This window comes from Allobosea minatitlanensis (genome assembly GCF_964020775.1).
Window position 1 is genome coordinate 4,122,882 of record NZ_OZ224509.1, and the last position, 24,031, is coordinate 4,146,912.

At 64.1% G+C, this 24,031-nt stretch carries 24 protein-coding genes; 17 read left to right on the forward strand and 7 right to left on the reverse strand.

Annotation, left to right across the window (positions count from 1 at the left end; all coding sequences use genetic code 11):
* The 9 genes from ACWH43_RS20315 to ACWH43_RS20355 all read left to right on the forward strand — a co-directional run bounded on the left by ACWH43_RS20315 (position 1) and on the right by ACWH43_RS20355 (position 8,378).
* Positions 1-633, forward strand: a complete 633-nt coding sequence (locus ACWH43_RS20315) for a DUF6441 family protein (protein ID WP_158445340.1) — start codon at positions 1-3, stop codon at positions 631-633.
* Complete coding sequence (locus ACWH43_RS20320; RefSeq protein WP_158445339.1) at positions 630-1,064, forward strand: hypothetical protein; 435 nt, start codon at positions 630-632, stop codon at positions 1,062-1,064. Before ACWH43_RS20315 ends, ACWH43_RS20320 begins: the two co-directional genes overlap by 4 nt.
* A gap of 62 nt (positions 1,065-1,126) precedes the next feature.
* The gene (locus tag ACWH43_RS20325) at positions 1,127-2,392 is read left to right on the forward strand and encodes a phage tail tube protein (RefSeq protein WP_158445338.1); all 1,266 of its coding nucleotides are present in this window, start codon (positions 1,127-1,129) and stop codon (positions 2,390-2,392) included.
* Between the two features lie 10 nt (positions 2,393-2,402).
* Entirely contained in the window at positions 2,403-2,759 is a 357-nt protein-coding gene (locus ACWH43_RS20330) for a hypothetical protein (RefSeq protein WP_158445337.1), read from the forward strand.
* 161 nt (positions 2,760-2,920) lie between these two features.
* Positions 2,921-3,067, forward strand: coding sequence for a DUF7697 family protein (locus ACWH43_RS20335; RefSeq protein WP_260349121.1), 147 nt, complete (start codon positions 2,921-2,923; stop codon positions 3,065-3,067).
* A 23-nt stretch (positions 3,068-3,090) separates the two neighbouring features.
* Complete coding sequence (locus ACWH43_RS20340) at positions 3,091-6,486, forward strand: phage tail length tape measure family protein (RefSeq protein WP_260349120.1); 3,396 nt, start codon at positions 3,091-3,093, stop codon at positions 6,484-6,486.
* Between the two features lie 11 nt (positions 6,487-6,497).
* A complete protein-coding gene (locus ACWH43_RS20345) occupies positions 6,498-7,082 on the forward strand; it encodes a DUF2460 domain-containing protein (RefSeq protein ID WP_158445334.1) in 585 nt (194 codons plus the stop codon).
* Positions 7,083-7,092: 10 nt separating this feature from the next.
* Positions 7,093-7,932 (forward strand): DUF2163 domain-containing protein, encoded by an 840-nt coding sequence (locus ACWH43_RS20350; RefSeq protein ID WP_158445333.1) that lies wholly within the window; start codon positions 7,093-7,095, stop codon positions 7,930-7,932.
* Positions 7,932-8,378, forward strand: coding sequence for a peptidase P60 (locus ACWH43_RS20355; protein ID WP_260349119.1), 447 nt, complete (start codon positions 7,932-7,934; stop codon positions 8,376-8,378). The genes ACWH43_RS20350 and ACWH43_RS20355 overlap by 1 nt, the downstream gene beginning before the upstream one ends.
* 178 nt (positions 8,379-8,556) lie before the next feature.
* Here the strand turns inward: ACWH43_RS20355 and ACWH43_RS20360 are convergent, their stop codons facing one another.
* A complete protein-coding gene (locus ACWH43_RS20360; RefSeq protein WP_158445331.1) occupies positions 8,557-9,360 on the reverse strand; it encodes a hypothetical protein in 804 nt (267 codons plus the stop codon).
* A gap of 245 nt (positions 9,361-9,605) precedes the next feature.
* Between ACWH43_RS20360 and ACWH43_RS20365 the strand changes: the two genes are divergently transcribed.
* From ACWH43_RS20365 to ACWH43_RS20390, 6 genes are all read left to right on the forward strand, one after another.
* A complete protein-coding gene (locus ACWH43_RS20365; RefSeq protein WP_158445330.1) occupies positions 9,606-10,241 on the forward strand; it encodes a hypothetical protein in 636 nt (211 codons plus the stop codon).
* A gap of 3 nt (positions 10,242-10,244) precedes the next feature.
* Positions 10,245-14,096: a baseplate multidomain protein megatron gene (locus ACWH43_RS20370; protein WP_448153610.1), complete on the forward strand. Its 3,852-nt coding sequence runs from the start codon at positions 10,245-10,247 to the stop codon at positions 14,094-14,096.
* 27 nt (positions 14,097-14,123) lie between these two features.
* The gene (locus ACWH43_RS20375) at positions 14,124-14,822 is read left to right on the forward strand and encodes a DUF2793 domain-containing protein (protein WP_260349117.1); all 699 of its coding nucleotides are present in this window, start codon (positions 14,124-14,126) and stop codon (positions 14,820-14,822) included.
* A 139-nt stretch (positions 14,823-14,961) separates the two neighbouring features.
* Entirely contained in the window at positions 14,962-15,303 is a 342-nt protein-coding gene (locus tag ACWH43_RS20380; RefSeq protein WP_144341272.1) for a hypothetical protein, read from the forward strand.
* A 111-nt stretch (positions 15,304-15,414) separates the two neighbouring features.
* On the forward strand, positions 15,415-15,936 hold the full coding sequence (locus ACWH43_RS20385) for a TIGR02594 family protein (protein WP_260349114.1): 522 nt from the start codon (positions 15,415-15,417) through the stop codon (positions 15,934-15,936).
* A 23-nt stretch (positions 15,937-15,959) separates the two neighbouring features.
* Entirely contained in the window at positions 15,960-16,157 is a 198-nt protein-coding gene (locus ACWH43_RS20390; RefSeq protein WP_144341271.1) for a hypothetical protein, read from the forward strand.
* Positions 16,158-16,385: 228 nt separating this feature from the next.
* Here ACWH43_RS20390 and ACWH43_RS20395 read toward each other — a convergent pair whose 3' ends face one another.
* The 3 genes from ACWH43_RS20395 to ACWH43_RS20405 are packed head-to-tail and all read right to left on the reverse strand — an operon-like array spanning position 16,386 to position 19,779.
* Complete coding sequence (locus ACWH43_RS20395; protein WP_260349111.1) at positions 16,386-17,303, reverse strand: plasmid partitioning protein RepB C-terminal domain-containing protein; 918 nt, start codon at positions 17,301-17,303, stop codon at positions 16,386-16,388.
* A complete protein-coding gene (locus tag ACWH43_RS20400; protein ID WP_260349110.1) occupies positions 17,303-18,205 on the reverse strand; it encodes a plasmid partitioning protein RepB C-terminal domain-containing protein in 903 nt (300 codons plus the stop codon). The genes ACWH43_RS20395 and ACWH43_RS20400 overlap by 1 nt, the downstream gene beginning before the upstream one ends.
* Positions 18,205-19,779: a recombinase family protein gene (locus ACWH43_RS20405; RefSeq protein ID WP_260349109.1), complete on the reverse strand. Its 1,575-nt coding sequence runs from the start codon at positions 19,777-19,779 to the stop codon at positions 18,205-18,207. The genes ACWH43_RS20400 and ACWH43_RS20405 overlap by 1 nt, the downstream gene beginning before the upstream one ends.
* 95 nt (positions 19,780-19,874) lie before the next feature.
* Here ACWH43_RS20405 and ACWH43_RS20410 point away from each other — a divergent pair, with 95 nt between their 5' ends.
* The gene (locus tag ACWH43_RS20410; RefSeq protein WP_158445323.1) at positions 19,875-20,255 is read left to right on the forward strand and encodes a hypothetical protein; all 381 of its coding nucleotides are present in this window, start codon (positions 19,875-19,877) and stop codon (positions 20,253-20,255) included.
* Positions 20,256-21,119: 864 nt separating this feature from the next.
* Here the strand turns inward: ACWH43_RS20410 and ACWH43_RS20415 are convergent.
* Positions 21,120-21,755 (reverse strand): DNA alkylation repair protein, encoded by a 636-nt coding sequence (locus ACWH43_RS20415; RefSeq protein WP_260349214.1) that lies wholly within the window; start codon positions 21,753-21,755, stop codon positions 21,120-21,122.
* A 77-nt stretch (positions 21,756-21,832) separates the two neighbouring features.
* Between ACWH43_RS20415 and ACWH43_RS20420 the strand changes: the two genes are divergently transcribed.
* Entirely contained in the window at positions 21,833-22,384 is a 552-nt protein-coding gene (locus ACWH43_RS20420; RefSeq protein WP_158445310.1) for a TetR/AcrR family transcriptional regulator, read from the forward strand.
* Positions 22,385-22,570: 186 nt separating this feature from the next.
* On the opposite strand, the gene ACWH43_RS20425 is transcribed toward ACWH43_RS20420, so the two are convergent.
* Together ACWH43_RS20425 and ACWH43_RS20430 are read right to left on the reverse strand one after the other, a co-directional pair.
* Positions 22,571-23,395 carry an NAD(P)H-binding protein gene (locus ACWH43_RS20425; protein WP_158445309.1) on the reverse strand — a complete coding sequence of 275 codons (825 nt, stop codon included), beginning with the start codon at positions 23,393-23,395 and terminating at the stop codon, positions 22,571-22,573.
* Positions 23,396-23,442: 47 nt separating this feature from the next.
* Entirely contained in the window at positions 23,443-23,979 is a 537-nt protein-coding gene (locus ACWH43_RS20430) for a VOC family protein (protein WP_158445308.1), read from the reverse strand.
* Positions 23,980-24,031: the final 52 nt, after the last annotated feature.

Genomic DNA, 24,031 nt, shown 5'->3' on the forward strand with positions numbered 1-24,031 from the left:
ATGCGACTGACAATCCAGATGCCTGATCTCGGCAAGGCGCTCGCGGGCACCGAACAGGCCATCGAAAGTGCCGTCACATCCGGGATGCGCGACGCGACGACTGGGCTCAAGGACGCGCTGCGTCAGGACGTCATGTCGGCCCGGCTCGGCGAGCGACTGTCGCGGACGTGGCGCGGGAAAACCTATCCCGATACCGGAGCGAGCATGGAGGCCGCCGCCTTCGTCTGGTCGAACGCGCCCAAGCTGATCGACGCCTTCGATCGTGGGGTGGTGATCCGCTCGAAGAACGGCTTCTGGCTTGCCATCCCGACGGCTGCGGCCGGGCCGCGTGGCATTGGAGCCAATGGCAGATCGGCACGCATCACGCCGGGCGGCTGGGAACGCAGGACCGGCATGCGATTGCGCTTCGTTTATCGTCGCGGTCGCCCTTCGCTGCTCGTTGCGGACAATGCCCGCATCAACAGCAAGGGTCGCGCCGCGCCTAACCGGCGAAAGACGGGGCAGGCAACGGCTGTGATCTTCCTGCTCGTCCCGCAGGTCTCCCTGCGCAAGCGCCTCGATATCGACGCTGCGGCGCGGGTATGGGCCGGGCGCGTGCCGTCCCTCATCGCCCGACATTGGCGAACGTCATGACCTCGAAACGCGAAGCGGTCCTGAAGGCCGTCACCGCCCGGATCGTCGGGGCGCTACCCGGCGCGGAGGTGAAGCGCAATCTCGCCAAGGCGGAACGGATCGGCCCCGGCGGTCTCGTCGTCGTCCGCGATGGCGATCCCGGCGAGCCGGAGGTGACGCTGTCACCACTCACTTATCTCTATAGCCACCGCGTGCCCGTGGAGATCGCGGCCTATGAGAGCGCAACGCTGCCTCGTGAGGCGGTCATCGACCAGATGCTCGGGGCCATCGGGGCGTCGTTCGTGAGCGACCGCACGCTCGGGGGGCTCTGCGACTGGATCGAAGCAGAAGCGCCAGTGACCGACGATGTGGAGACGCTCGGCGCACTGCCGGGGCGCATCGCCGAATTCTCGATCCTCGCCATCTACGCGACTTCAGACCCGCTGGGCTGAACGCGGATCGATCTGCGCAGGCGGACCAGCAATTCTGACCATTCACATCAAGGAGCATCGACATGGCGCGCGCACGCGGCGCGAACGCCGGCCTCGCGGCCGTGTTCGAATCGACCTACGGAGTCCCTCCGGCCTCCGGCTACCGCAAGCTCCCCTTCGTCTCGGCTAATCTCGGCGAAGAGCAAAGCCTGATCGAGAGCGATCTTCTCGGCTTCGGGCGGGAGCCGCAGCAGCCGGCCTACGACGTCATCAACAACGAGGGCGACGTCGTCGTCCCGGTCGACCAGCGCAATATCGGCTTCTGGCTGCGCGGCCTCATGGGGCCACCCACGAGTGCTGCTGTGGTCGCAGCCAGCGGTTCGATCGTGTTCTCAGCCCAACCCGCCAATAGTTCGACGATCACGCTGAACGGCATCGCGTGGACCTTCGTCAGCTCCGCTCCGAGCGGGAACGAGAGCCAGATCGGCGCCAATCTCGCAGCGACCCTGACGAACCTCGTGACCGCTCTGAACGCCTCAGCAGTCTCGCAGATCGCCGCGGCAACCTACGCCCAGACGGGCGGCACGACGCTCACCATCACCCACGACACGATCGGAGCTGCCGGCAATGCCTATACGCTTGCCACGCAGGCGGCGTCGAACGGCACGCCGTCGGGCGCGACCCTCGCCGGCGGCGCCAACAGCCATACCTTCGTCTCGGGAGCGCAATCCCTGCCGTCAATGGCAATCGAGATGCAACTTCCCGACGTGCCCTTCTTCGGCATGACCTACGGCGCGCGGGTCAATCGGTTCCAGGTCCAGGCACAACGCTCCGGCCTTCTCTCGGCAACGATCAATCTCATTGCACAGGGAGAGAGCGTCGCAACGAGCACGCAAGCTGGAACGCCCACGAGCCTGGTGCTCGATCGCTTCTCGCAATTTCAGGGCGAGGTGAAGCGCAACGGCGTTGCACTCGGCAATATCGTCTCAGCCGAGCTCGCCTATTCCAACAATCTCGAACGGGTCGAAGTCATCCGCTCGGACGGGCGCATCGCCGATGCCGACCCCGGCATCATCGCCGCGACGGGCACGATCACCACCCGTTTCTCCGACACCACGCTCGTCGATCAGGCGACCAATCGGACGCCCTGTGAACTCTCCTTCGGCTGGACGGCGGGTCCGAGCGCGTCGCTCACCTGGACGCTGCATCGCGTGTTTCTGCCGCGCGGTGATCGCCAGATCCAAGGCCCGGGCGGCATCCAGATCCCCTTCGCGTTCCAGTCGGCCAGGGACCCGACTCTCAACCAGACCGCAACCTGCGTCCTCATCAACGATGTCGCCTCATACTGAAGGAAAACCCATGCTCAAGCTCGATGTCATTTCGGAAACGCCTGTCGATCTCGACCTCCTGTCGGGCGTTCGCGTCACCGTGCGTCCGATCACCGTCGCCGCGATGCTGCTGGCGCGCGCCGCAGCCGCCGAGGTGCTGCGCGCAGCGGATGACGATGCCACCATCGCGGCGGGTGAGGCCTTCACCCGTGCGCTCGCGCGGCACGCAATCGTGAGTTGGGACGGTGTCGGCGACAAGGACGGCACCCCGGTGAAGCCGACGCCGGAGCGCATCGATCAGCTCATGGACCATTGGCCGGCTTTTGACGCCTTCGACCGGCTCTATGTCGGGCCGGCTCTCACCGGGTTCGATGAAAAAAACGTCTGATCGCCCTCGCCACATGGCACTTCGACGGGGGCGAAAGCTATTGCTCGGCGTGTCCGAGCCGGTGCCTTGATTGCCCCTATGAGATCAATGCGCCGCAGACTGGCGACGGGCTTCTTGCCTGGGAAGTGATCCGTCGCTCGACTGGACAGATCCGAGCGGTGATGGGAACGGCCTATGCGCTCGACTTCGCCGCGATCCTGGCGCTCGCGCAGGCGATGGGGGCCGGCACCGCGCTCCTTGCTGACATCTTGCCCGAAATCGAACCGATCGTCGCCGCCGCCTACCGGCGCGGGACCGACGGTGCCTGAGCCCGGAAAGCCGATCCACCTCCATGTCCACCACCAATGTCTCGATCCGCCTCGGGCTCGAAGGCAAAGCGGAGGTCAAGCGTGGGTTCGAGGAAGTCGCCGGAGCCGGACAGGCGGCATTCAGCCAGGTCGAACGCTCGACCGATCAGGCTGGCGCTGCCATCGACCGCCAGGCCGCCCGGCTGAAGCGCCTTGCGGAAACCGCGAAACTCGCTGCTGCGGCCGATGCTTCGCAGCAGCGCTTCAACACGGTGCTCGGCGTCGATACTGCCGTCCCGAAATCGGCGCGGGATTCGGCAGCCGTCTTCGAGGAAGCGGCGCGCGAGGCTGACAGCTTCGCCCGTCGGGCGGCGGCGCTCCGGGCGGAACTCGACCCGTTGGGTACCGCGCAGGACCGGCTCAACCGCGAACTCGGAGAATATGCGGCGCTTGCCAAGCGCGGCGCCATCACCAGCGCCGAGCACGCGGCGGCGCAGACGCTCGCCCGCCAGCGTTTTGAGGCGACGGAAAAGGCGCTCAGGGGTGTAGGTGGCACAAGCGCGCTGTCGCGCCAGCAGCTCCTGACGCTGCAATATACGTTCAATGATGTCGTCGCCTCGCTCGGCTCCGGCATCTCGCCGATGACCATCCTGCTCCAGCAGGGTGGTCAGGTGACGCAGGCTTTTGGCGGCCTGCGGGGGACGCTGGCAACGCTGGGGTCGGCGATCGGCGTGGTCGGTGGCGTGATCGCCGGCGTCACGGTGGCTGCGGCCGGGCTCACTGCCGCCTGGATCGCCAACGATGCCTCGACCCGTGCCGTCGCCACGGCTCTCGCGGGCGTTGGTCGTGCTTCGGGCTCGACCAGCACCGAACTCGAACGGATCGCCCGGACAGCCTCGGACGTTGGCCGGGTATCCGTCTCGTCAGCACGCGAGATGGAGGTCGCGTTCCTCCGCACCGGCAAGATCGGCGCGGAGGAAATGGGCCGGGCGATCAGCATCGCTCGGAATTTGGCGGTCACCCTCGGCGTCGAGACGAAGCAGGGCGCCGAGCAACTGGCGGGGGCGCTCGCCGATCCCGTCCGCGGCGCTGACGAACTCAATCAGCGTCTCGCCTTCCTCGACGACCGCACGCGGACCTATATCCGCACGCTGGTTGAGCAGAACAACCGGACGGAGGCGCAGCGCGTTCTTCTGAACGCCCTCGTGCCGGCGCTCGCCAATGCCGAACAGGCGACCAATGCCTTCGGTCGCGCCTGGGACTATGTCAGGCGCCAAGCTTCGAACGCCTGGGACGCCATCGGACGCGCCGTCGATCGGGCGGTCGATGGTCGGAGGCCCGAGGAAGAACTCGATCTCCTGCGCTGGCAACGCGCCAGGCTTCAGGAGAATGCGAACAGCGCGGGCTTCGTGCCCCTCATGCTGCCGCAGGTCGAGCAGCGCATTGCAGAACTCGAACGGCAGCTGGACGAACAGCAGCGCCGCGCCCGCGAGATCGCCGCAGATGCCCGAGCGAACGAGCTTTCAGTCCGCGCTGGAGAAACCGCGCGGGATCTCACGCCGGGTTATCGCGATCTCCTGCGTCTGCGCGAGCAGGAAGCCGCGCTGCGAGCGGCGCTCTCCGACCCGCAGGCAGGCGCCAAGCTCGCCGATGTCGGGCAGGTCGAACAGGCCTACGCCCGCGTCCGGACCGAACTCGACCGCTATCGCGACGGCCTTGGAACTGCCGCAGTCGCTGCGGAGGCGTTCCGCAGCCGCTCGGATATTGCCGCCGAAGCGCTGCGGTCGCAGTCGAATGTCACCGAAGTCACGATCCGGGCGACGCTGGCGCTCGCTCGGGCCTACCTCGAAGGCGCGACTGCCGCCGAGACGGCTGAGGCCCGACGGCAAGGGCTGATCGATCAGGCGCGCGACGGAATCGACGCCGAAACCCGCGCCCGCCAGGCCCTACGCGAGCGGATCGCCGAAACCGCGGCGACGGCCGCCAAACAGGTTCAGGATCTGAGCCTCGAGGCGGATGCGCGCCGTCGGGTCAACGATCTCGTCGCCTCGGGCACGATCACATCGTCGCGCGCCCAGCAGCAGCTTCAGCTCGAACAGGCCCTGCGGCCGCTCATTACGGCGCAGGCCTTGGCGGAAGGCGATGCGCGCGCGACGCTGACGCAGATCATCGAGCGCCTGCGTGAAGCCTATGGACGCCTCAACGCGGAGGAGGCTCGCGGGCAGGCGCTCTCGGCGATCGAGGACAAGCGGCGCGAGATCGAACTGCTGCAGCGGCAAGTCGGGCTCGTCAATGCGAGCGTCGCCGCCCGTTCGAGCGCGTTGGCGATCCTGCGCGCCGAGCAGGAGCTGCGCCAGCGCGGCATCGACATCGCTTCCGCCGAAGGACGCACCTATGTCGAAGCGGCGGGCCAGATCGAGAGCCTCGGCCGAAGCCTGCGCGGCCAGGAGCGCCTTGTCGAGCAGCGCGAAGAGATCGCTCTTCTCGAACGCCAGGTGGCGCTCGTCGGGGCCTCAGTCGCCAAGCGTGGCGACGAGCTTGCCGTTCTTCGCGAAATCCAGGCGCTTCGCCGCGCTGGGATCGACAAGGACAGCCCGGAAGGACAGGCGGCACTCTCGGGCGCACGGCGGATCGAGGAACTGATGCGAACGCTTGCCGGACGTCAGGCGATCCTAGACCAGCAAGACGAGATCAAGCTTCTCGAGAAACAGATCGAGCTTGTCGGCCGCAGTGCCTCTGAGCGCGGTCTGGTGATAGCCCAAATCCGCGCCGAACAGGGCCTGCGCTCGCGCGGCATCGATCTCGCCTCCGAGGAAGGTCGGAAGATCGTCGAGAATGCCGGTCGCGTCGAGCGCCTGACGCAGGAGCTGCAGAAGCAGGATGCGGCCTATCGCGGCCTCGAAAACGCGGTCGGCTCGGCGCTCGACCGCTTCGGCGATGTGCTGGCGCAGGGCAAGACCGACTGGAAGTCCTGGGCAGATGCCGGACGCTCGGCGTTGCAGGACATCAGCCGCGAGATCATCAAGCTCGCGGTCCTCAATCCGCTCAAGAACTTCCTGTTCGGCGGCAATTTGCCGACGCTCTCGAATGCTGGCGGCTTCTTCGGCCAGATTTTCGCTGGCCTCTTTCACGAAGGTGGTCTCGTCGGGGCCGGCGGGACCATGCGCATGATGCCGGCTCTCGCTTTCGCCGGCGCGCCGCGGCTTCACAGCGGCGGTTATCTCAAGCCTGACGAGATGCCGGCAATCCTTCAGCGCGGTGAAAGGGTCCTGAACCGGGCTGAGGCCGCGGATTATGAGCGCGGTCGCGGAGGATCGTCCTCGCCGATCATGCTGACCTTCAACGTCTCGACGCCGGACGCCTCTTCCTTCCGGCGCGCGCAATCGCAGATCACCGCTGAGATGGCGGCGGCGATCGAACGATCGCGGCGCAATCTCTGACGGATGTTCCGATGGGCTTTCACGATGTGCGGTTTCCCGATGCGATCGCGCGCGGCGCGACCGGCGGGCCGGAATACTCGACCGACATCATCGCGGTCGCCTCCGGCTTCGAACAGCGCAACATCAACTGGCAGGCCGCTCGCGCCCGCTATGACATCGGCACCGGCATCCGCACCCGCGAGCAGATGGCCGAGGTGATCGCCTTCTTCCGTGCTCGCAAGGGCCGCGCCTATGGCTTTCGGTTCCGTGACTGGACGGATTTCGAAGCGGCGGGACAGGCGATGCTCGCGACCGCCAACTCGCTTATCTGGCAGCTGGTGCGACGCTATCCGAGCGGACCGGGCGAGGACGTCCGTCTCATCACCAAGCCCGAAGTCGGCTCGGTGATCGTGCGGGTTAGCGGCTCGCCCATCGGCGTTACCGTCGATCACTTGACCGGCAGGGTGACGTTCCCGTCCGCGCCTGGAGCCACGCCCTATGCGGACTTCCGCTTCGATGTGCCGTGCCGCTTCGACACCGATCACCTGCCAGTGGTCGCGACCGCCTTCCACCTTCAGCAGATATCGTCGATCCCGATCGTCGAAATCAGGACCTGAGTCATTCCCCATGAAGACCATGAGTTCCAGCCTTGCCGCTCATCTCGACGGCGAGGTCACGACGCTTGCCTGCCTCTGGCGTCTCGAACGCGCCGACGGCTGGGTGCGCGGCTTTACGGACCACGATCAGGACATCGCCTATCTCGGCCTCAACTACGTCGCCTCGACCGGCTTTCTGCCCTCCGCGATCAAGTCCGGCGCCGACCTCTCCGTCGACAACCTCGATGTCGACGGTTTCCTCGACGATGACGCCCTGAAGCCCGAGGACCTGACGGCGGGACGCTTCGATGGCGCGCGCATCGACATCATGCTGGTCAACTGGGCCGATCTCGCGCAAGGGCATGTCCTGTTGCGTCGCGGCTGGCTCGGCGAAGTGAAGCGCGCGGATCAACGCTTTTCAGCCGAAGTGCGGGGCATCGCCAATCGGCTCCAGCAGACCTCCGGCCAGCTCTATTCGCGGCTCTGCCGCACCGATCTCGGATCGGCCGAATGCACCGTGGACCTCGTGCCGCTCACCGAGACGCTCACCATCTCGGCGGTCGCGTCCGGCGACACGTTTACTGTACCGACGGCGCGCTCGTCAGGCTTCTACACGTTCGGCATCTGCACCTTCCTCACCGGCGCCAATGCCGGGGCAGCGACCGAGATCCTGTCCCAGATCGGGCAGTCGGTGACGCTCTTCACACCGATGTCCCGACCGATTGCCATCGGGGATCAGGTCCGCCTCGTCGCCGGGTGTGACAAGACCATTGAGACCTGCCACAGCCGCTTCTCCAACGTCCTGAACTTCCGGGGCGAGCCGCACATCCCCGGCAACGACAAGGTTTTCAGCTATCCGGTGCGTGACTGATGTTCACCCGCGACGACGTTATCGCCGAGGCCCGAACATGGCTCGGCACGCCCTGGCATCATCAGGCCTCGGTCAAAGGGGTGGGATGCGACTGCATCGGCTTCATCCGGGGAGTGGCAGAGCCGTTCCTCGGCAAAGTCGATATTCCGCTCGACTACACGCCGACTTGGCATCTCTACCGGGCCGAGCCGCGCATGTATCTCGGCTTCAAGGCGGTCGCCGAGGAGATCGACCCTGCAGACGCTATCCCCTCCGACATCCTGCTCTTCGGTGCCGGCAAGGGCCCAGCACACCACTGCGCGCTTCTCACGCCCGAAGGCGGGCTGATCCATTGCTACCAGGAAGCCGGACGCGTCGTCGAGCATGCATTCTCGGACGGGTGGCAGCCAAAGCTGAGGCATGCGTTCCGGCTGCCCGGGATCAAGGAGGACAGCCAGGCGTCCTGAGCTGACGTCTGGAATGCCCACTTGGTTAGCCTTAGCAGCTAGGCTTCAAGCCATCGCGGCCGAGGCGTCGACTAGCTGTGCACACGTCGGACTGCGCAACAGCCGAGGCGGGTGCCCTACGGCTTCGTCGACGGTGACCGGTAGAGGTTGTCCGACGCGCTGCCGCTGGATGACGGCACTATCTATCTGGGGCGGGGGGACCCGGCGGCGCCGTAAAGTCCGGCACGTCACCCGGCTTCATGGCCATGAACGCGTCGTAGCTGGCAAGGCTCTCCTTGGTCGGGACGGTCCGATCCGTCGCGAGCGCCCGGATGCCGTCGCTAAATGAGCGGCGTGTGACCTCGTCCAAGATCGCGAAGTCGTTCGAGAGTTCATAGGACATCGAGCCCGTCCACATGTCGATCCGGGCGTAGCCGGGTGCCCGGGCGAACAGCTTCGGGCGACCTGAAACTTCATGCTTGGCGAGGGCCACGCGCAGAAATTCGAGCTGTCGGAACAGCACGTGCGTGCGCGCCAAGTCGTCTTCGATTTCTTTCGTGATCGCTGGGTCCGCGATGATGCAACGGAGCACGCGGGCGAAGGCGTCCCGTCCGAGGTTCAGGTCGCTCGGCTTACCCTTCTCCTCCAGTGCGGCCGCTTTGAGTTCGAGGCCGCCACTGGCCTTCCACTTCAGAACGTCCTTGGCGCGCTCGCGCCACGTTCGCAGGAGCTCGTAGACGGCGAAGAGCCACTGCTGGCTGAGCGCGTTCAGCAGCATCGCGTGGCCGATGTCGATGCCCCCGTCAGCGGAGCGGTAGGCGCGGGCCTCGCTCTCCATCTGCATGAGGAAGCCGTCAACGAGCGCGACGTTCGTGGCCTGCATGCCGAGGTAGGGATCGTCGCCGAGCAGCTTCAGTGCGCGCAGGGCCTGATCAAGTTCGTGCGTCTCGATCTCCTCAGGCTCGCGCGGCATGGGCCCGTCGTGATCATCGATCTCGTCCATCGCCGCCCCGTTTTGTTGCCATCAACGCCACCGCCCAGGTGACGACGAAGATAGCATCGCGCCACGACGATCACGAATACCTGCCACGCTGCGGCGTCGGCGGTGGTGAGGATCTCGAGGGCCGCAGCTTCGACGCAGGTGATAGCGCAATCGTGCCTTTGAAAGCGCGTCTCATGAGAAACAGCTTTCGGTCAATTTCCGGACGATGCCTGTCCAGGCTGACCACTCAAAGGTCGAAGTGAATAATGGCCCGCATCGTCCTCACCATCGGCGGCTACGTCCTCGGCAATCTGCTGCTGCCCGGCATCGGTGGCGCCATTGGCGGCGCGATCGGCGGTTATGTCGGAGGTATGGTCGACCAGCAGATCTTCGGTTCAGGCACGCCCGATCAAACGATCTACGGCGCGCGACTGCAGGATCTGCGCGTCCAGTCGTCGAGTTATGGCAGCGTGATTCCGGCGCTTTACGGCAAGGGGCGCCTTTCCTCGAACATCATCTGGATGCGTGGTTTCGAGGAAGAAACGCGCACCACGACCGAGACGGTCGGCGGCGGTGGCAAGGGGGGCGGCAGTGGCAGCACGACGACAACGACCGTGGAATACCACTATTATTGCGACGTGGCGGTCGGGCTCTGCCAGGGGCCGATCGCCTCGGTGCCGCGCGCCTTTGCGGATGGCAATGCACTCGATCCAGCCCATGTATCCGACATGCGCGTCTACACCGGTTCCGGTTCACAGGGACCGGATCCCCTGATCCAAGCCGTCGAGGGTGTCGCGAACACCCCGGCCTATCGCGGGCTCGCCTATATCGTCCTCGAACGCTTGCACATCACGCCTTACGGCAATCGGCTTCCCCAGCTCTCTTTCGAAGTGGTGACCTGATCCATGGCCCAGCTCGTGCTCACCTTGGCGGGCGGCGCGCTCGGCCAGGCGGTGGGTGGAGCCTTCGGCCAGGGTCTCGGCGCGCTTTTTGGCGCGACGATTGGTGGCATCCTCGACCAGCAGCTGTTCGGCCCACAGACCAACCGTCAGACGCGGGAAGAAGGCAAGGTCACCAATGTCCGGCTCTCGGGATCGGCCTATGGACTGGCCCGGCCGAATGTCTATGGCCGAGGGCGGATCCCGGCCAACATCATCTGGGCACGCGGCATTCGTGAGGAGGTACGCACGACCACCGAAACGGTCGGTGGCGGCGGCAAAGGTGGTGGCGGCGGATCGCAGACCGTCGTCACGACCAGCTACCACTACTACGCCGATGTGGCGCTCGGTCTCGGCGAAGGGCCCTTGACCTCGGTCTACCGCATCTGGGTCGACGGCAAGCCGATCGATTCCGATGATGTCGACGAGGTCCGCATCTACTATGGCGACCAGACGCAAAGCCCCGATCCGCTGATCCAGGCGGTCGAAGGCTCGGACCGCACGCCGGCGTTCCGTGGCACGGCCTATGTCGTTCTCGAAAATCTCTATCTCACCGCCTATGGCAACCGCTTTCCGAACTTCGAGATCGAGGTGTTTCGCGGATCGCCCGCTGGCACCTCGGATGCGCGCCATCTCGTCGAGAGCGTATGCCTCATCCCGGCATCGGGCGAGTTTGCCTACGATCCGGACGTCGTGTTCTCGAACCGGCATGGTGCGGGCAGCGGCTTCAAGGCGGCGATCAACGCCCATGCCGGCCAGAAGCGCGCCGACTTCTCGGTCGCGATCGACAATCTGCAGCGCGAACTGCCGAACGTCGAATGGATCTCGCTGGTCTATGCTTGGTTTGGCACGTCGCTCGATGTCGCGACCTGTTCGTTGCGCCCGGAATGCGAGACGGGCGTCTATGCCGATCAGGTGCCGGAGAGCCGCCCTTATGTCTGGAGCGTCGCCGGCATCGGCCGTCCACTCTTCGGCATGGATGGTGGGATCTCCGACCTGCCGCATTGGCCGATGGTCTCGTCCTATACCTATCCTGACGGTTCGCTCGGCCTCTATTATGGCGGGACAATCGCCGACGGTGCCGTTGTGCGCGCGATTCAGGATCTGAAGGCGCGCGGCCTGAAGGTTCTGTTCTACCCGTTCATCCTGATGGACATCCCGCCGCCCGATCCGGCGCCTTTTCCGTGGCGCGGGCGCATCACCGGCGCCGCCGCGGACGTGCCCGGCTTCTTCACCCGTGCCGATGGATATCTGCGGCTCATCCGGCACGGAATGACGCTCTGCGAGCAGGCAGGCGGTATCGATGGCTTTGCGATCGGTTCGGAAATGGTCGCCCTCAATCGCATCCGGGACGCCGGCGGAGCTTATCCAGCCGTGGCCTATTGGAAGCAGATCGCCGCAGAGGCAAAGAGCCGTCTCGGCTCTGCCTGCAAGGTGACCTATTGCGCCGACTGGTCGGAATATCGCTATCACGACCGTGGCGGCGGCGATGTCGATTTCCCGCTCGATGAACTCTGGGCCGATCCGAGTATCGATGTCGTCGGGATCGACGCCTATTTCCCGCTGACCGACGCGCCGTGCGCTGTCCAGGACAAGGAAGCGATCAAGGCTGGCTGGCAGGGCGGTGAACTCGTCGACTACTACTATGCGAGCCCCTCCGACCGCGATCTCGACCGGCGTGGGCTTGCGCCGATCCGGTCGCCGATCTCTGAGCCCTTCTGGGCGATCAAGGCGCTGCGCTGGTGGTGGGAGAACACTCACATCCCAAGGGTCGCCGGCGTCCCGACTGGGTCGCCGACGGATTGGACGCCGCGCGCCAAGCCGATCTGGTTCACGGAGATCGGCTTTCCGACGGTGAACTGCGCCACCAACCAGCCGAACGTCTTCATCGACCCGAAATCGGTCGAGAGCTTCGCGCCGTACTATTCGACGGGCGCGGTCGACCGTGTCGTCCAACGCGCCGCGCTCGAGGCGACGGAGGAATACTGGCGCGACCCGGCCAACAACCCGGTCTCGCCCGCCTATGGTGGACCGATGCTGGCCAGACGCTTCGTCTGGTGTTGGGACGCGCGGCCCTATCCATGGTTCCCGACGCTATCGAATGTCTGGAGCGACGGGGCGAACTACCGGCTCGGTCACTGGATCAACGGAAAGATTGGCAACATGCGCCTCTCCGACATCGTCGGCGATCTATGCCTGCGTGCGGGGTTGCTTGCATCCGAGTTCGATGCCTCGGCGCTTGATGACGAGGTCGTCGGCTATGTGGTGACCGAACGCAAATCGATCCGCGACATGATCGCGGTGCTTCAGACGGCCTACTTCTTCGATTGTGTCGAGCGCGACGGCAAGCTCGTCTTCGTCAAGCGCGGCGGAAGTGGCATCGTAGCGATCGATGCTGAAGATCTTGGCGCCTCCGACAGCGATAGCGATCGCTCACGGGTGAAAATCGAGCGCACGCAGGATACCGAGCTGCCGATCGCCGTCGATATCGTCCACATCGACGAGGGACGCGACTATCAGTCCTCGACCGTTACCATCCGCAAGCAGGTCGGCCACTCCGACAGCGTGACGACCTTCTCCTTGCCGGTCGTGCTTTCGGTCGAGCAGGCGCAAACCATCGGGCAGCGGGCGTTGCGCGAGATGTGGCAGGGGCGCGAGGCGATCGATCTTCGCCTGCCCACCCGAGGGCTCAAGATCGACCCGACCAACGTCGTCGAGGTGCCGGTCGACGGCGTGCTGCGGCGATACCGTGTGACTTCGGTCACCTATGGCAAGCCCGGTCTCGTGCTGGTGCGCGGCCAGGCGACCGATGGCGGCAACCCGGACTTCGTCTCGGTCCCAACAGGATCGGGCAGCTTGCCGCCTGCCGCTCCCGAGCCGGTCTCGCCCGTGCGCATCGACCTTCTCGATATGCCCATCCTCATCGATGCGCACGAGGCATCATCGCCGTCCTTCTACATGGCGGCATGTCCGCTCGGCGGCGGTCGGTTCCGGGGCGCAAGCCTCTTTCAGCCGACAGCCGATGGTCTCGATTATGTTTCGGCGACCGTCGCGACGCTTGCCTCGACCATGGGGGCGACGGTGACCACTCTGTCTTCCGGGCCGGTCTGGACTTGGGATCGCGGGAACAGCGTCGAGGTTCAGCTCGACCACGGCGCACTGCAATCTCTGCCCGACGAGCGGGTGCTGGCGGGATCGAACGCGGCGCTGATCGGCAACGAGATCGTCCAGTTCGCGACTGCCGAGTTGATTGCCGCCGGGCGCTATCGCCTCTCGCGCCTCCTGCGCGGCCAGCGCGGCACCGAGGGCGAGGTCGTCACCCATCCGGCCGGATCGCGCTTCATCATGCTCGACCCCGCCCGGCAGGTGCGCCCCACGTTCTCGGTTTCGCGGCTCGGGTTGACGATCGCCTACAAGGGGGCGCCCGTGCCGGAAGGGCCCGCCGGCGATCATGCGCTGTCGCTGCCCTTCGCCAATGGCGGACGCGGCCTGAAGCCATTCACGCCGGTTCATCTGAGGGCCAGCCGCGAAACCGGAGGCGATGTGCGCCTCTCTTGGATCCGGCGCAGCCGCATCGGCGGCGATTCCTGGTTTGCCGAGGTTCCACTCGGCGAAGAGGCCGAGGAATACGACGTTGCGATCCTCAACGGATCGACCGTGCTCCGGGCGACGCGGGTGACGAGCGCGAACCTTCTCTACACGGCGGCCCAGCAGGTCGCGGATTTCGGGGCGCAGCCGGCAACGCTCAAATGGCGCGTGGCGCAGGTCTCGCGCGTCTTCGGTCCGGGCGGAAGTGCCGAAATCACAAGCACGCTCTGACCTCATCTCCCAACCGAAGGAACGACAATGCCGACGACCAATCTTGGTCTGCCGCAGCTCGCGGCCGACCAGGCGCAGAAGCACGTCACCGTCAATGAAGGGCTCGCACTGCTTGATGCCCTCGTCATGCCGGCGGTGAAGACCCGCAGCCTCTCCGCGCCACCCGCCAGTCCAAATGAGGGCGAGCGCTGGATCATCGGGGCAAGCCCGACGGGTCTTTGGGCGAGCAAGGCCGGGCAGATCGCGGTCTGGCTTTCGGGAGCCTGGACCTTCCTCATCCCCAACGCCGGTTGGACGATCCATGTCGAGGATGAGCGATTGACGCTCACCTGGTCCGACGGCGCCTGGCGTGATCGGATCGTCGGCACGCCGAATGGTGGGGCGACTCGCCTCGTCGCGCTCGAACAAGAGCTTACCCTCTCGGGCGCCTACATCGATGCGACCACCGTCGTGATCGCCGATCGGATGATTGTTCTCGCCGTCGCGTCGCGGACCACGCAGGCCATCACTGGAGCGACGTCCTATTCGGTCGGCGTCGCCGGCAACACCAGCCAGTTCGGCGGCTCGCTCGGGATCGCGCTGGGCTCAACCAATATCGGTGTGATCGGTCCAACCGCTTTCTACGCTGACACGCCCGTCCGTGTGACCGCCGCCGGCGGCAACTTTACCGGCGGCAAGGTGCGCCTCGTCCTCTACGCGCTCGCCTTCACGGCCCCCAACGCCTGACCGGCCACAGTCGCGCGACAGGCGACCGTGGGCGCGACCGCACACGCCTGCGGGGGATACCGCGCTCCGCCCGCCCTTCGCGCCCGTCGGCGACGTGTGCGCCAGCGTTCGCCAACCCGAAACCCTGAGAGGAGTCACCATGTCCGCAGTCCCTGCGGCGGCTGTCACCGTCGCGCCCGAAGCCATCACGATCACCTGGATGGTCGCAGGCAGTATCATCGCCGAGCTTCTGATCCTGATCGTGTTCCTCGTCAGGATCGCCTGGTGGCTCTCCGGCCGGTTTGCCCTGATCGACGCGAGCTTCGCCGCGAACGCCCGCGAGATCGCAGAGATCAAGGTGGACGTCTCGAACGACATCGCCGGCCGCAAGGTCGTCGCCGAGGCCAGAACCGACATCGCCCAGATGAAGGCGACGCTTGGCGAGTTTCGTGAGCGCATCGACCGCCTCGAAAACCATGAGGACGAGCGGAAGCACGCCTGACCTTCCAACCCATCCCCGCCACCCAGCCCGCCCTCCGGCGGGTTTTTTTGTTTGGAGATCCCGATGTTGCCCAAAGACTACCGCTGGCTCGCGAGCGAGCCGGGACCGCGCATGCTGGTCGAAGCCCTGAAAGAATTCGGTGTCATGGAGGTGCCGGGCAACGCGGACAATCCGCGCATTCTCGGCTGGCAGCGTGAGCTTCAGGCGGCAGGGCTCGGCCGAGACTATGGCGGCTTCTACGACGCCGATGCGATCCCCTGGTGCGGGCTGTTCATGGCGGTGACCGCCCATCGGGCGAATGTCGAACGCCGGCCGGAACGCAATCCGCCGAAACTCTACCTGTCGGCGCTCGCCTGGACCGCGTTCGGCAAAGCGATCCCGAAAAGCGCGGCAGCACTCGGCGATGTCCTCGTCTTCAAGCGCAGCGGTGGAGGACATGTCGGCCTCTATGTCGGCCATGACACCTCGGCCTTCCATGTCCTCGGCGGAAACCAGTCCGACCGCGTGACGATCTCCCGTCTCTCCAAGCAGCGCCTCGTTGCCGTGCGCCGGCCCGCCTACCTGGCCCGGCCAGTGAACGTGCGCCCCATCGTCCTCGGCTCTTCCGGCAGCCTCTCGGTCAACGAGGCTTGATCATCTTTCATTGGAGACCACCCATGAACGCCATCCTGCAGTTCGGCGCGGGCTACCGCACCTACATCATCGCCGCGACGCTGATCCTTGTCGTGATCGTCGAGAAGGGGCTCGGCATCGACGTGCCTGGCGTCGATGTCGGCTCCGATTGGCTTACTCAGATCCTCGCCGCGCTCGGCCTCGGCACTCTGCGTGCCGGCGTCGGGAGCGCACCCAAGTGAGCGAAAAAGGGGCGTGCCGATAATCCCTGGTCCGGCACGCCCCACTCTGCATCGAAATGCCGGTGCAAACCGGCATCCGGCCGGCGAAAACTCAGCCGGCCTTGTGGGCTCCGAACGGGTTCGCCGCCATTCCCACCACCGCGCTTGATCCGCCCCACCGTGCGGCTTCTCCCGCGGTCCCCGCGCTTATCGGGTCCGGGTCCCCATCGTCGTCGCCAAGACCGGCGGTCAGGACAATTCGGCCGGCAAGGTCGACGTCATTTCTGCAATAGTCTGAAACTCCCCGACAAACTCGGGGCGATGCGTCATCAGGTAGCGGACGATGCGACCGTTCCCGAGCAGCTTTGCGAGATATCCTTTGACGACGGTGAGCTGCAGGTGGTCCTTCCCGTAGGAGTCCTGGATCGAGGTTATCGCTTCCTGCAACCGACTGAGTTCGCTCTCCATTCGAGCCATGGCCTCCGGCGTCAGACCCTTGAGGCGTTTCGATTTGCTCGCGTCGATGAGCTGGGACTGCGGGGTGCCGGCCAGAATCGCCGAGATGTAGGCGACCGAGTAGTTGTTGGCGTTGACGAGAAGCTCGGCGGCCTCGATCTGGCGGAGCGTTTTCATCTTCCGCAATGTCTCGAAGACGCCGATGGGGCACGGCTTGTCTTTCAGGAGCGCAACGGCCTCCTCACAAATCCCGTCCAGCAGCCGCACCTTGCGCTGCACGCTCTGGACATTGATATCGAGCGCCTTGGCAATCTTCTCCTCGGGCACGCCGCGTTCGATCGCACGCCGGATCATCTTGTGTTCCTGAACGGCCGCGAGCCGGCTGATCCGCTTATTGTAAGTGAACGCCTCATCGTCCGTTGAAATGAGGCATTCGACTTCGGTTATGCCGAGGTCCTTTAGAATCTCGATCCGCAAATGCCCATCGAGCAGCAGGAAGGTTCCGGATTTACTTTTGTCGCGGGCCACCACCGGCGGCTCGACCAAGCCGACCTCACGCACCGATGCGGTGATCTGCCGGTATTTCTGGCTCGCCTTCACCGTCTTGCGCAGCGTGTGAACCGGCAGGATCGCGCTAATCGGTAGGACGACGAAGTCTTCTTCGAAGGCGATCTTCACGGTGTCGGATGGGCGACGCGGCTCGCGTTTCATCAGCTCGCCCCCGCGACCAGCCGGCTCTCCAGCCAAGCCGGCATGGAATCCAGTCCCTCTGCGCGCAGAAGCGTCAGGAAGTGCTCGTCCTCGCGCAGAGCACGGAACGCCTCCACCACAAACAGAAGTCGGTTCTGCGTAACCTCCGCCTTCTTGATCATCAGTTTCTGGCGGTCGGCTTCCTGCCGATAGACTCGGACAAGCGCATCGCTCGTCAGTGGTCGCTGGACCTTGCGGCCGAACGGGGTTTCGTCGACATGGCGCCCACGGCGCTTGCGCTGCTGCAACAGCCGACGGACGGCCGCGAGTTTCTTGCCCCGCAGCTTCTTCTCGGTATAGGCGTCCATCAGAGCGCGCTGCGCGCCGTCGTCGTCGGTGCGCGAGATTTCAATGGCGAGATTGAGCGGTAAGAGCCCCGTTTCCACCGCCGAGACCAGACGCTCTTCACCACGCTCCAGCAGCCCGGCGATCATGTTCACGTATTCCGGGCTGACGCCGATCTTTTCGGCGATCTGGCGGTCGTTGTAGCCGCGGCGGCGCAGGGTTCCGATTTCCTGCATGAGATCGATCGCCCGATGCTGACGACGGGCGCAATTCTCGACCAGGCTCATCACCAGGCATTCATCCTCGCTGGCGTTGATGATGATGGCCGGGATTTCGCTCTGCTTGAGCTGGATGAATGCTTCCAACCGTCCCTGACCGCACACGAGGTCATATTCCGTCGGATCGGTTCCTGGTCGTCTGCTAACCGTGATGGGCCGCTTCAATCCGACTTTGGCGATATTGTCGACGATCTCCTCGAAGTTGCGCCGATTGCGCACGCGGGGGTTCAGCACGCGCACCCGCTCGGTCGGGATGAGGGTTACCTGCTTCTGGCTCCCGTTGACGATATTGCCTTGCATCAAGCGGCCTCCGAAAAATAGGCCCGCCCGGCCAGCGCATAGAAGAAATCGAGCGTTTCAAAGCGATAGGCATCGAGCGCCAACCCATTCTGATGGGCCAGACGAAGGCGCGGCAGGCTCATGTCGATGCCCGGCAGAACGTAGTAGTCGAGGGGAACCTTGTTCACCTCGTTCATCCTGACGGCAATCGTAATGTCCGGGACGAGACCGACGTCGAGCCGGATTCGCCATCGCAACGATCCTGTTGGGGTTTCGAAGCAGCGGGCGATGACAACCGAAGCCGTGAATTCGTCATTCACGCGGATCAGATCGCTGATGGGATCTCGCTCGGACCGTCCGCCTGCCGCGGCAATTCCGGCCATGACGTCCGCGACGACCTGTGGATGCGCGTCGCGCAGGGCGCGGTTGACTTCGATGTAGCGATAGTCGCGATCGGGCTCGTAGCCGATCAACTCGTAGGCCCGCAACAAACTGCCGAAGCGATACCGATACGCGCTCGACGACGGCATCTCGTCATGCTCGTCAATCACGATGCCCGACAGGCTGCCGTATTCTTCGAGCAGGGCACGCAGCATCGCTAGCAGTTCTTCATCGGAATAGTGCCGGCTGCGCGCGTCGATGATCGCGCGTGCTCGCTCGAAGAGAGCCTGATCGACGACAGGGGAATACGCGCCTTCAGCCCGGATCCACATCTCTCTCGGATTGACGACGCGCCGCTGCTTCAGCTTGAACGAGACCTTGTTGTAGACGTTGTTGCCGATGTATTTTTCATTGGTCAGGACTTGGTGGACCGCTGCCCGCGTCCACAGCCGGCCGAAGTCCGTTGCGATCCCGTCTGCGTTCAGTGCAGCCGCGATTTCTCTCTCGGATCGCCCTTCATGCACGAACAGGTGATACATCCGCTGGACGGTGTCGACCTCTTCCGTCGGTCCTGGGATGAGCACGACACGATCGGTCTGAAGGCTTTTTCGATCGCCACGCCCCAGCTCGCCCTTGGTGTTGCCGTGCTCGTCGATCAGCACACGGCGCAGGCCATAGCCTGGTGTGCCGCCCTGACGAAACCCGAGTTCGACCAAGCGGCATTGGCCTGCAAATACCTTGACTGAAAGTTCGCGGCTGTACTCGCCAGCCATGACGCGCTTGACGGTTTTCAGCAGGTTGGAACCGATGCTGCCGTCGTTCTCGAATTGCTCCCCGCAATAGTGAACCCGAATGCCAGCGCGGGAGCAGATGTGCTCATGATAGGCGCCTTCATCCGCGTCCTGGAAGCGGCCCCAGCGACTCACATCGTAGACAAGTATGGCCGAGAATCCGGCGTGACCGGATGTGACCTCGGCCATCAGGCTTTGCAGAGCTTCTCGGCCATCGAGGCGAAGACCACTTCGACCAGAGTCCTCGAAGACGTGCAAAATCTTCAGACCGCGAGCAACAGCATACTTCCTGATGACGTCAAGCTGATTCTCCGTCGAGTATTTCTGATGGTCTGTCGACATGCGCACGTAAGCGACGGCGGCAATATCGTTGCCGACATCGTCAGTGACCTGGTGTCTTGGCTTTGAGAGCTGCCCTTTCAATCTTCCATCCTCACGCGACAATCGGGCGTAACTCGTCGTTCCTGCAACGCCTCCAGATCAATGCTCTTCGCCTATTTAAGGCGAAGGAGCGTGGAATGTCGTTTCCGAAAAAGGGCAAGTCCTTTCCGGGCAATGGAGCGAATGGTGGTGGGTCGCAGTCGAGTGAGACGCGATTCGCCGTCGAAATTGCGGTTGCGTTGAAGCGGTCGCTGGGTTCAACCCATGCGGCCGTGAAAACAGCAGCAGCTTGGACCGGAGCCAACGAACGAACTGCGAAGAACTGGTTCTCTGGGCGCTACGGTCCGAGCGGCGAGCATCTCGTCGCTCTTGCCCGGAACTCCGATGAGGTGCTTCATGCCTTCCTGAGCATGGCCGGACGCTCCGATCTGATCGCCGCCGTCAAACTTGCCCATCTCGAATATGCTGCTGAGGATCTCCTGGCAACCATCAGGCAGATGAACGGCAGGACCATGTGACGAATAGTGGTCAAGGCCATGTCCGAACAATTGCTCGTATATTGCCTTGACCGTATACTCTAAAAATCAAATAGACGGCTTGGCCAGATGAGCATGGATCAGATCGAATATCCGAATAGCGCGACGTGGGAGGCCCGGCGCGCGTGGTTTGATGCGGAGTTCGATACTGAGCGACGCGGTGGCGCATACGTTGTTGGCGAGCACGCAACTGCACTGCTTGTGGATCTGCAATCCGTTTTCTGTGCGGGCGCATTCATCAGCGCGATTATTTTGTCGTGCACTATAGTCGATGCTCACCTTCGAGAAGCAGAAATTGGTGAGGAGTTCGACGGAGCATGCAGGCGGCCTTTGCCAATTCTGACTTTGCAGGTGACCTTGAATGGTTGCGACGGGAGCGCAATGCTCTGGTTCATTTCAAGCCTTCTAGAGGGCCAAAGATATTAATCGACGACCATTACTGCTCACGTTCAGATCACGAGACAAATGCGAGGCGTGCAATCTCTCTCGTAGCAAGCGTCGTTTTCGAGAATCCGTGGGTCTGATCTGGGAGCGCGTGGCCTTGCGCTGTAGTTCGGCCTGTTGCGAGCAGAACGTCCGCATCCAGTTTCCTATCCTCCGCCATAACCGCCGATTGCCCTCTATGGCGCGATATTGCCGCCGATCACCACGCTCGCACCAAGCGGTGCCGAGAACCGCCGATTCTACCCTACAGCCGAATATATCTTGAAGATCAGCGACGGCAGCAAGCGACCCCATCTCGGTCATAACGGCGCCAAACGCCAATGCCTGAAGCCGACGTTCGATGTAGGCAGATGGACCACTCTTGGCTGTCGCCCGGCGTGAACGCGCATGCCGAGAATGGCTTCATTTTTTTCCTCCACCGGCGATGCTGCCAATCTTTCGCCGTAGCCGCTCCAGCGTCTTTTCGGTGGTCAACTCGCGAACGGCATCCTTGCCGATCCAGCGCGCCGTCTTGTCGGCGGACATAGCTAGCCTCTCGGCCAGAGCCAGCGCCGGCCCGTGGCAGTCAAGGTTTCGCTTGCCGATATTGCGCAGCGCCCAGTTGACCGCCTTCCTGACGAAGTTGCGCCCGTCGCCCGAATGGCGCTCGATCAACCGCAGCAAGCCCAGCAGCGTGGCGTCCGGCTCCGTCTTGCGATGGACCGCCATTCCCGCGATCATCGCGAAGGCCGTGCGGCGAACGAACTCGCGATCATCCTCCGCGAACTCCGGGATGAGTTGGTCAAGCCCGGCTTCCAAGAACAGGTCGGCAGCGGTATCGACAATCTCCCAGGAATCGAAGTCGTCAGCCCAGCGCCGGGCCTCCTCCGGCGTTAGCTGCCGGGGATCGGCCGTATAGATGGCAAGTACGCGCACGTCGCGGGTGCCCGTTTTCCAGAGTCTGAGCGCGCGGCCGTGATCGCGGCCGGTCTTCTTGGCGAGCCAAGATAGCCGGTGGCTCCTATGACGAGAACTTTCGCCATGACGGCCTCGCTTTATCGTCCGACTGGTCGAAATAATCCTGTCGAACGGCGACGTCAATTGTTTTTCGACCACACGGTCGATATGAAGGTGCCATGCCCAAGGTCGTCGATCATGCCAGACTGCGTCACGAACTGGCCGAGCAAGCGGCCCGGCTGTTCCTCCGCCGGGGTTACAGCGCGCTCGGTATGCGCGAGATCGCCGAGGAGCTGGGTGTGTCGAAAAGCGCCCTCTACCACTACTTTCCAAGCAAGCGAGCCCTGTTCGAGGCGGCCGGTCAGCTTGCCGTGGCGCGCATGGCGAACGCTTTCGCGGCCCCTCCTGTGGAAGAGACAAGTCCCGATGCCGCCGTTGGTGCAATCCTGGCCGGGGTCCGTTCGTTGAGTGGCGATTTCCACGACGAAATCATGCTGCTCACGGACTACCTGAGAACCGTTGGAGACGACGAGGAGGCGCGGAAAGGAGTCGCGAGATCGAACGCGATGCTCCGCGACTCTATTGCGGCCATCGTGGGCCCGGGCAGCGCATCGCTGGTCCATTCCCTGAGTTACGGGTTCCTTCTGCAACGTATTTTCGCGCCCGAACCCGAAGACTTCGCCCAGTTCGAGAGCGACCTGCGAGACCTCCTCCGCTCGCGCGAGAGTTGATCACGCCCGGCCTGCTGCTGAGCCAGCGAGCCGCTTCGCCGTGTTCGGCCAGGCCGCGCCCATATTGCTCATCGAACCGCAAGGTACGCGACAAGCGGATCTGCCGTTTCCAGTCGTTCAGGAGGCGACATGGAGCTCATGATCTGTTCCATGGTTGTCATCGGCAGTTTTTTCGAGACCAATGCCTCAGCGTACGGAGAGGAACTGCTCGACGTTCTCCTGCGCCCAGAGGGCGAAGGTACGAGCGCGACGCCCCGTGACAATCTCAACGGTAGGCAGCACGACGCCGGCCTCAGCGGGCGGCTTGGTCGCGAGCTGGATGCCGAACTCCACGTAGTCATCGTCGTAGCCGTAGCCTCGCAACCTTTCGCGTTCGCCGTCTTCCGTGAGCTTCACGAAGGTGATGTCCCGGCCCGTGGCTTTTGCAAGAATCCGGGTTCGTTCCTCGGGCGTCAGCGCCTCCGGCCCGGTGAGCACATAGCTCCTTCCACCATGTCCGTCTTCGGTCAGCGCGCAGACGGCGACGCTGGCGATGTCGGCTTCGTGGACGACGGCGCTGCGGAAGGTGGCAAGCATCGACACCGTGTTGGCGGCGTGAATCTCATTCGCCCATTCCAGGGCGTTGCCCATGAACTCCTTGGGTTGCAGGATCGTCCAGACGAGCTTGCTGGACGTGAGCGCGCTTTCGATACCCGTCGGGGACCAGCCGCCCAGCACGGTCGCACGCCGGATGCCGCTGCGTTCGGCGAGTGCCACGATTTCGGGGCCATTTGTGAGGTCGTCGTAACCGCCGCCTCCGAAGGTGATAAGATGAATGGCGTCGACGCTGCGGAAAGCGTCTTCGAGCGTACCCGTGTCAATCAGGTTGCCTGCGACCGCTTCGACTCCAGCGGGCAACCCGGCATTTGCCGGGTTGCGCGTGAGGGCACGGACCTCGTGGCCGGCTTCATGGAGCTGGGCGACGAGGTGTCGTCCGACGTTGCCGGTCGCTCCGGTGACGAGAACCCGCATGTGCGTTGTCCTGTCGGTGGCGTCTGGCTCGCGCGGTTCACAGGGGCCTATGACGCCCGTGGGTCCTTGAGTGCTGCCATCGCGTCGACAAGGGTTGAGTGGATGTACTCCAGCTCAGGACTCGTGAACGACTCCCAACTGTTGCCGGCGTTGGCTGCCCCATCCATCTGCTCCCAGTCCTGCGTGCCCGCGACAGGATCATGGCGATAGACCCACCACAGATTGCCCTGCGGATCCTGGAAGCGCGAGAGGACGTCCCCGAAGAACTCCGTCGGCTGCGTGACGATGCGGGCACCCAATTGTTCCGCGCGCGCGAGGGTCGCCGGGACATCATCGACATAGACCCGCGTGAATGCGGGGGTGAAGGGCCAGTCGGGCTTGCGGTCCGCGATCGTGATCATCGAGTCGCCGATGAGCAGCTCGGAGTGCAGGATTAGCCCATCGGTGTCGACGGTATGCGCCTCGGGCACATTGACGGCACCAAAAACATCGGTGACGAACGCGATCAGCGCACTCGCGTCGTGGGTCATGATGAACGGATTGACGGTGTTCGATCCGGCAGGATGGGCGGGCACGGTGGTCATGATTGGTCCTTTCGGTGGCGACTGGTTGGTGCTGGTTCAGAGGGCGCGGAAC

Excerpts from the sequence above, each read along its gene's own strand:
- ACWH43_RS20370 (WP_448153610.1), top strand. The coding sequence starts at position 10,245 with ATGGCCCAGCTCGTGCTCACCTTGGCGGGCGGCGCGCTCGGCCAGGCG.
- ACWH43_RS20340 (WP_260349120.1), top strand. The coding sequence starts at position 3,091 with ATGTCCACCACCAATGTCTCGATCCGCCTCGGGCTCGAAGGCAAAGCG.
- ACWH43_RS20425 (WP_158445309.1), bottom strand. The coding sequence starts at position 23,395 with ATGCGGGTTCTCGTCACCGGAGCGACCGGCAACGTCGGACGACACCTC.
- ACWH43_RS20330 (WP_158445337.1), top strand. The coding sequence starts at position 2,403 with ATGCTCAAGCTCGATGTCATTTCGGAAACGCCTGTCGATCTCGACCTC.
- ACWH43_RS20385 (WP_260349114.1), top strand. The coding sequence starts at position 15,415 with ATGCTGGTCGAAGCCCTGAAAGAATTCGGTGTCATGGAGGTGCCGGGC.
- ACWH43_RS20360 (WP_158445331.1), bottom strand. The coding sequence starts at position 9,360 with ATGGACGAGATCGATGATCACGACGGGCCCATGCCGCGCGAGCCTGAG.
- ACWH43_RS20410 (WP_158445323.1), top strand. The coding sequence starts at position 19,875 with ATGTCGTTTCCGAAAAAGGGCAAGTCCTTTCCGGGCAATGGAGCGAAT.
- ACWH43_RS20430 (WP_158445308.1), bottom strand. The coding sequence starts at position 23,979 with ATGACCACCGTGCCCGCCCATCCTGCCGGATCGAACACCGTCAATCCG.
- ACWH43_RS20320 (WP_158445339.1), top strand. The coding sequence starts at position 630 with ATGACCTCGAAACGCGAAGCGGTCCTGAAGGCCGTCACCGCCCGGATC.
- ACWH43_RS20420 (WP_158445310.1), top strand. The coding sequence starts at position 21,833 with ATGCCCAAGGTCGTCGATCATGCCAGACTGCGTCACGAACTGGCCGAG.
- ACWH43_RS20345 (WP_158445334.1), top strand. The coding sequence starts at position 6,498 with ATGGGCTTTCACGATGTGCGGTTTCCCGATGCGATCGCGCGCGGCGCG.
- ACWH43_RS20395 (WP_260349111.1), bottom strand. The coding sequence starts at position 17,303 with ATGAAACGCGAGCCGCGTCGCCCATCCGACACCGTGAAGATCGCCTTC.
- ACWH43_RS20380 (WP_144341272.1), top strand. The coding sequence starts at position 14,962 with ATGTCCGCAGTCCCTGCGGCGGCTGTCACCGTCGCGCCCGAAGCCATC.
- ACWH43_RS20355 (WP_260349119.1), top strand. The coding sequence starts at position 7,932 with ATGTTCACCCGCGACGACGTTATCGCCGAGGCCCGAACATGGCTCGGC.
- ACWH43_RS20400 (WP_260349110.1), bottom strand. The coding sequence starts at position 18,205 with ATGCAAGGCAATATCGTCAACGGGAGCCAGAAGCAGGTAACCCTCATC.
- ACWH43_RS20325 (WP_158445338.1), top strand. The coding sequence starts at position 1,127 with ATGGCGCGCGCACGCGGCGCGAACGCCGGCCTCGCGGCCGTGTTCGAA.
- ACWH43_RS20390 (WP_144341271.1), top strand. The coding sequence starts at position 15,960 with ATGAACGCCATCCTGCAGTTCGGCGCGGGCTACCGCACCTACATCATC.
- ACWH43_RS20350 (WP_158445333.1), top strand. The coding sequence starts at position 7,093 with ATGAAGACCATGAGTTCCAGCCTTGCCGCTCATCTCGACGGCGAGGTC.
- ACWH43_RS20375 (WP_260349117.1), top strand. The coding sequence starts at position 14,124 with ATGCCGACGACCAATCTTGGTCTGCCGCAGCTCGCGGCCGACCAGGCG.
- ACWH43_RS20315 (WP_158445340.1), top strand. The coding sequence starts at position 1 with ATGCGACTGACAATCCAGATGCCTGATCTCGGCAAGGCGCTCGCGGGC.
- ACWH43_RS20335 (WP_260349121.1), top strand. The coding sequence starts at position 2,921 with ATGGGAACGGCCTATGCGCTCGACTTCGCCGCGATCCTGGCGCTCGCG.
- ACWH43_RS20365 (WP_158445330.1), top strand. The coding sequence starts at position 9,606 with ATGGCCCGCATCGTCCTCACCATCGGCGGCTACGTCCTCGGCAATCTG.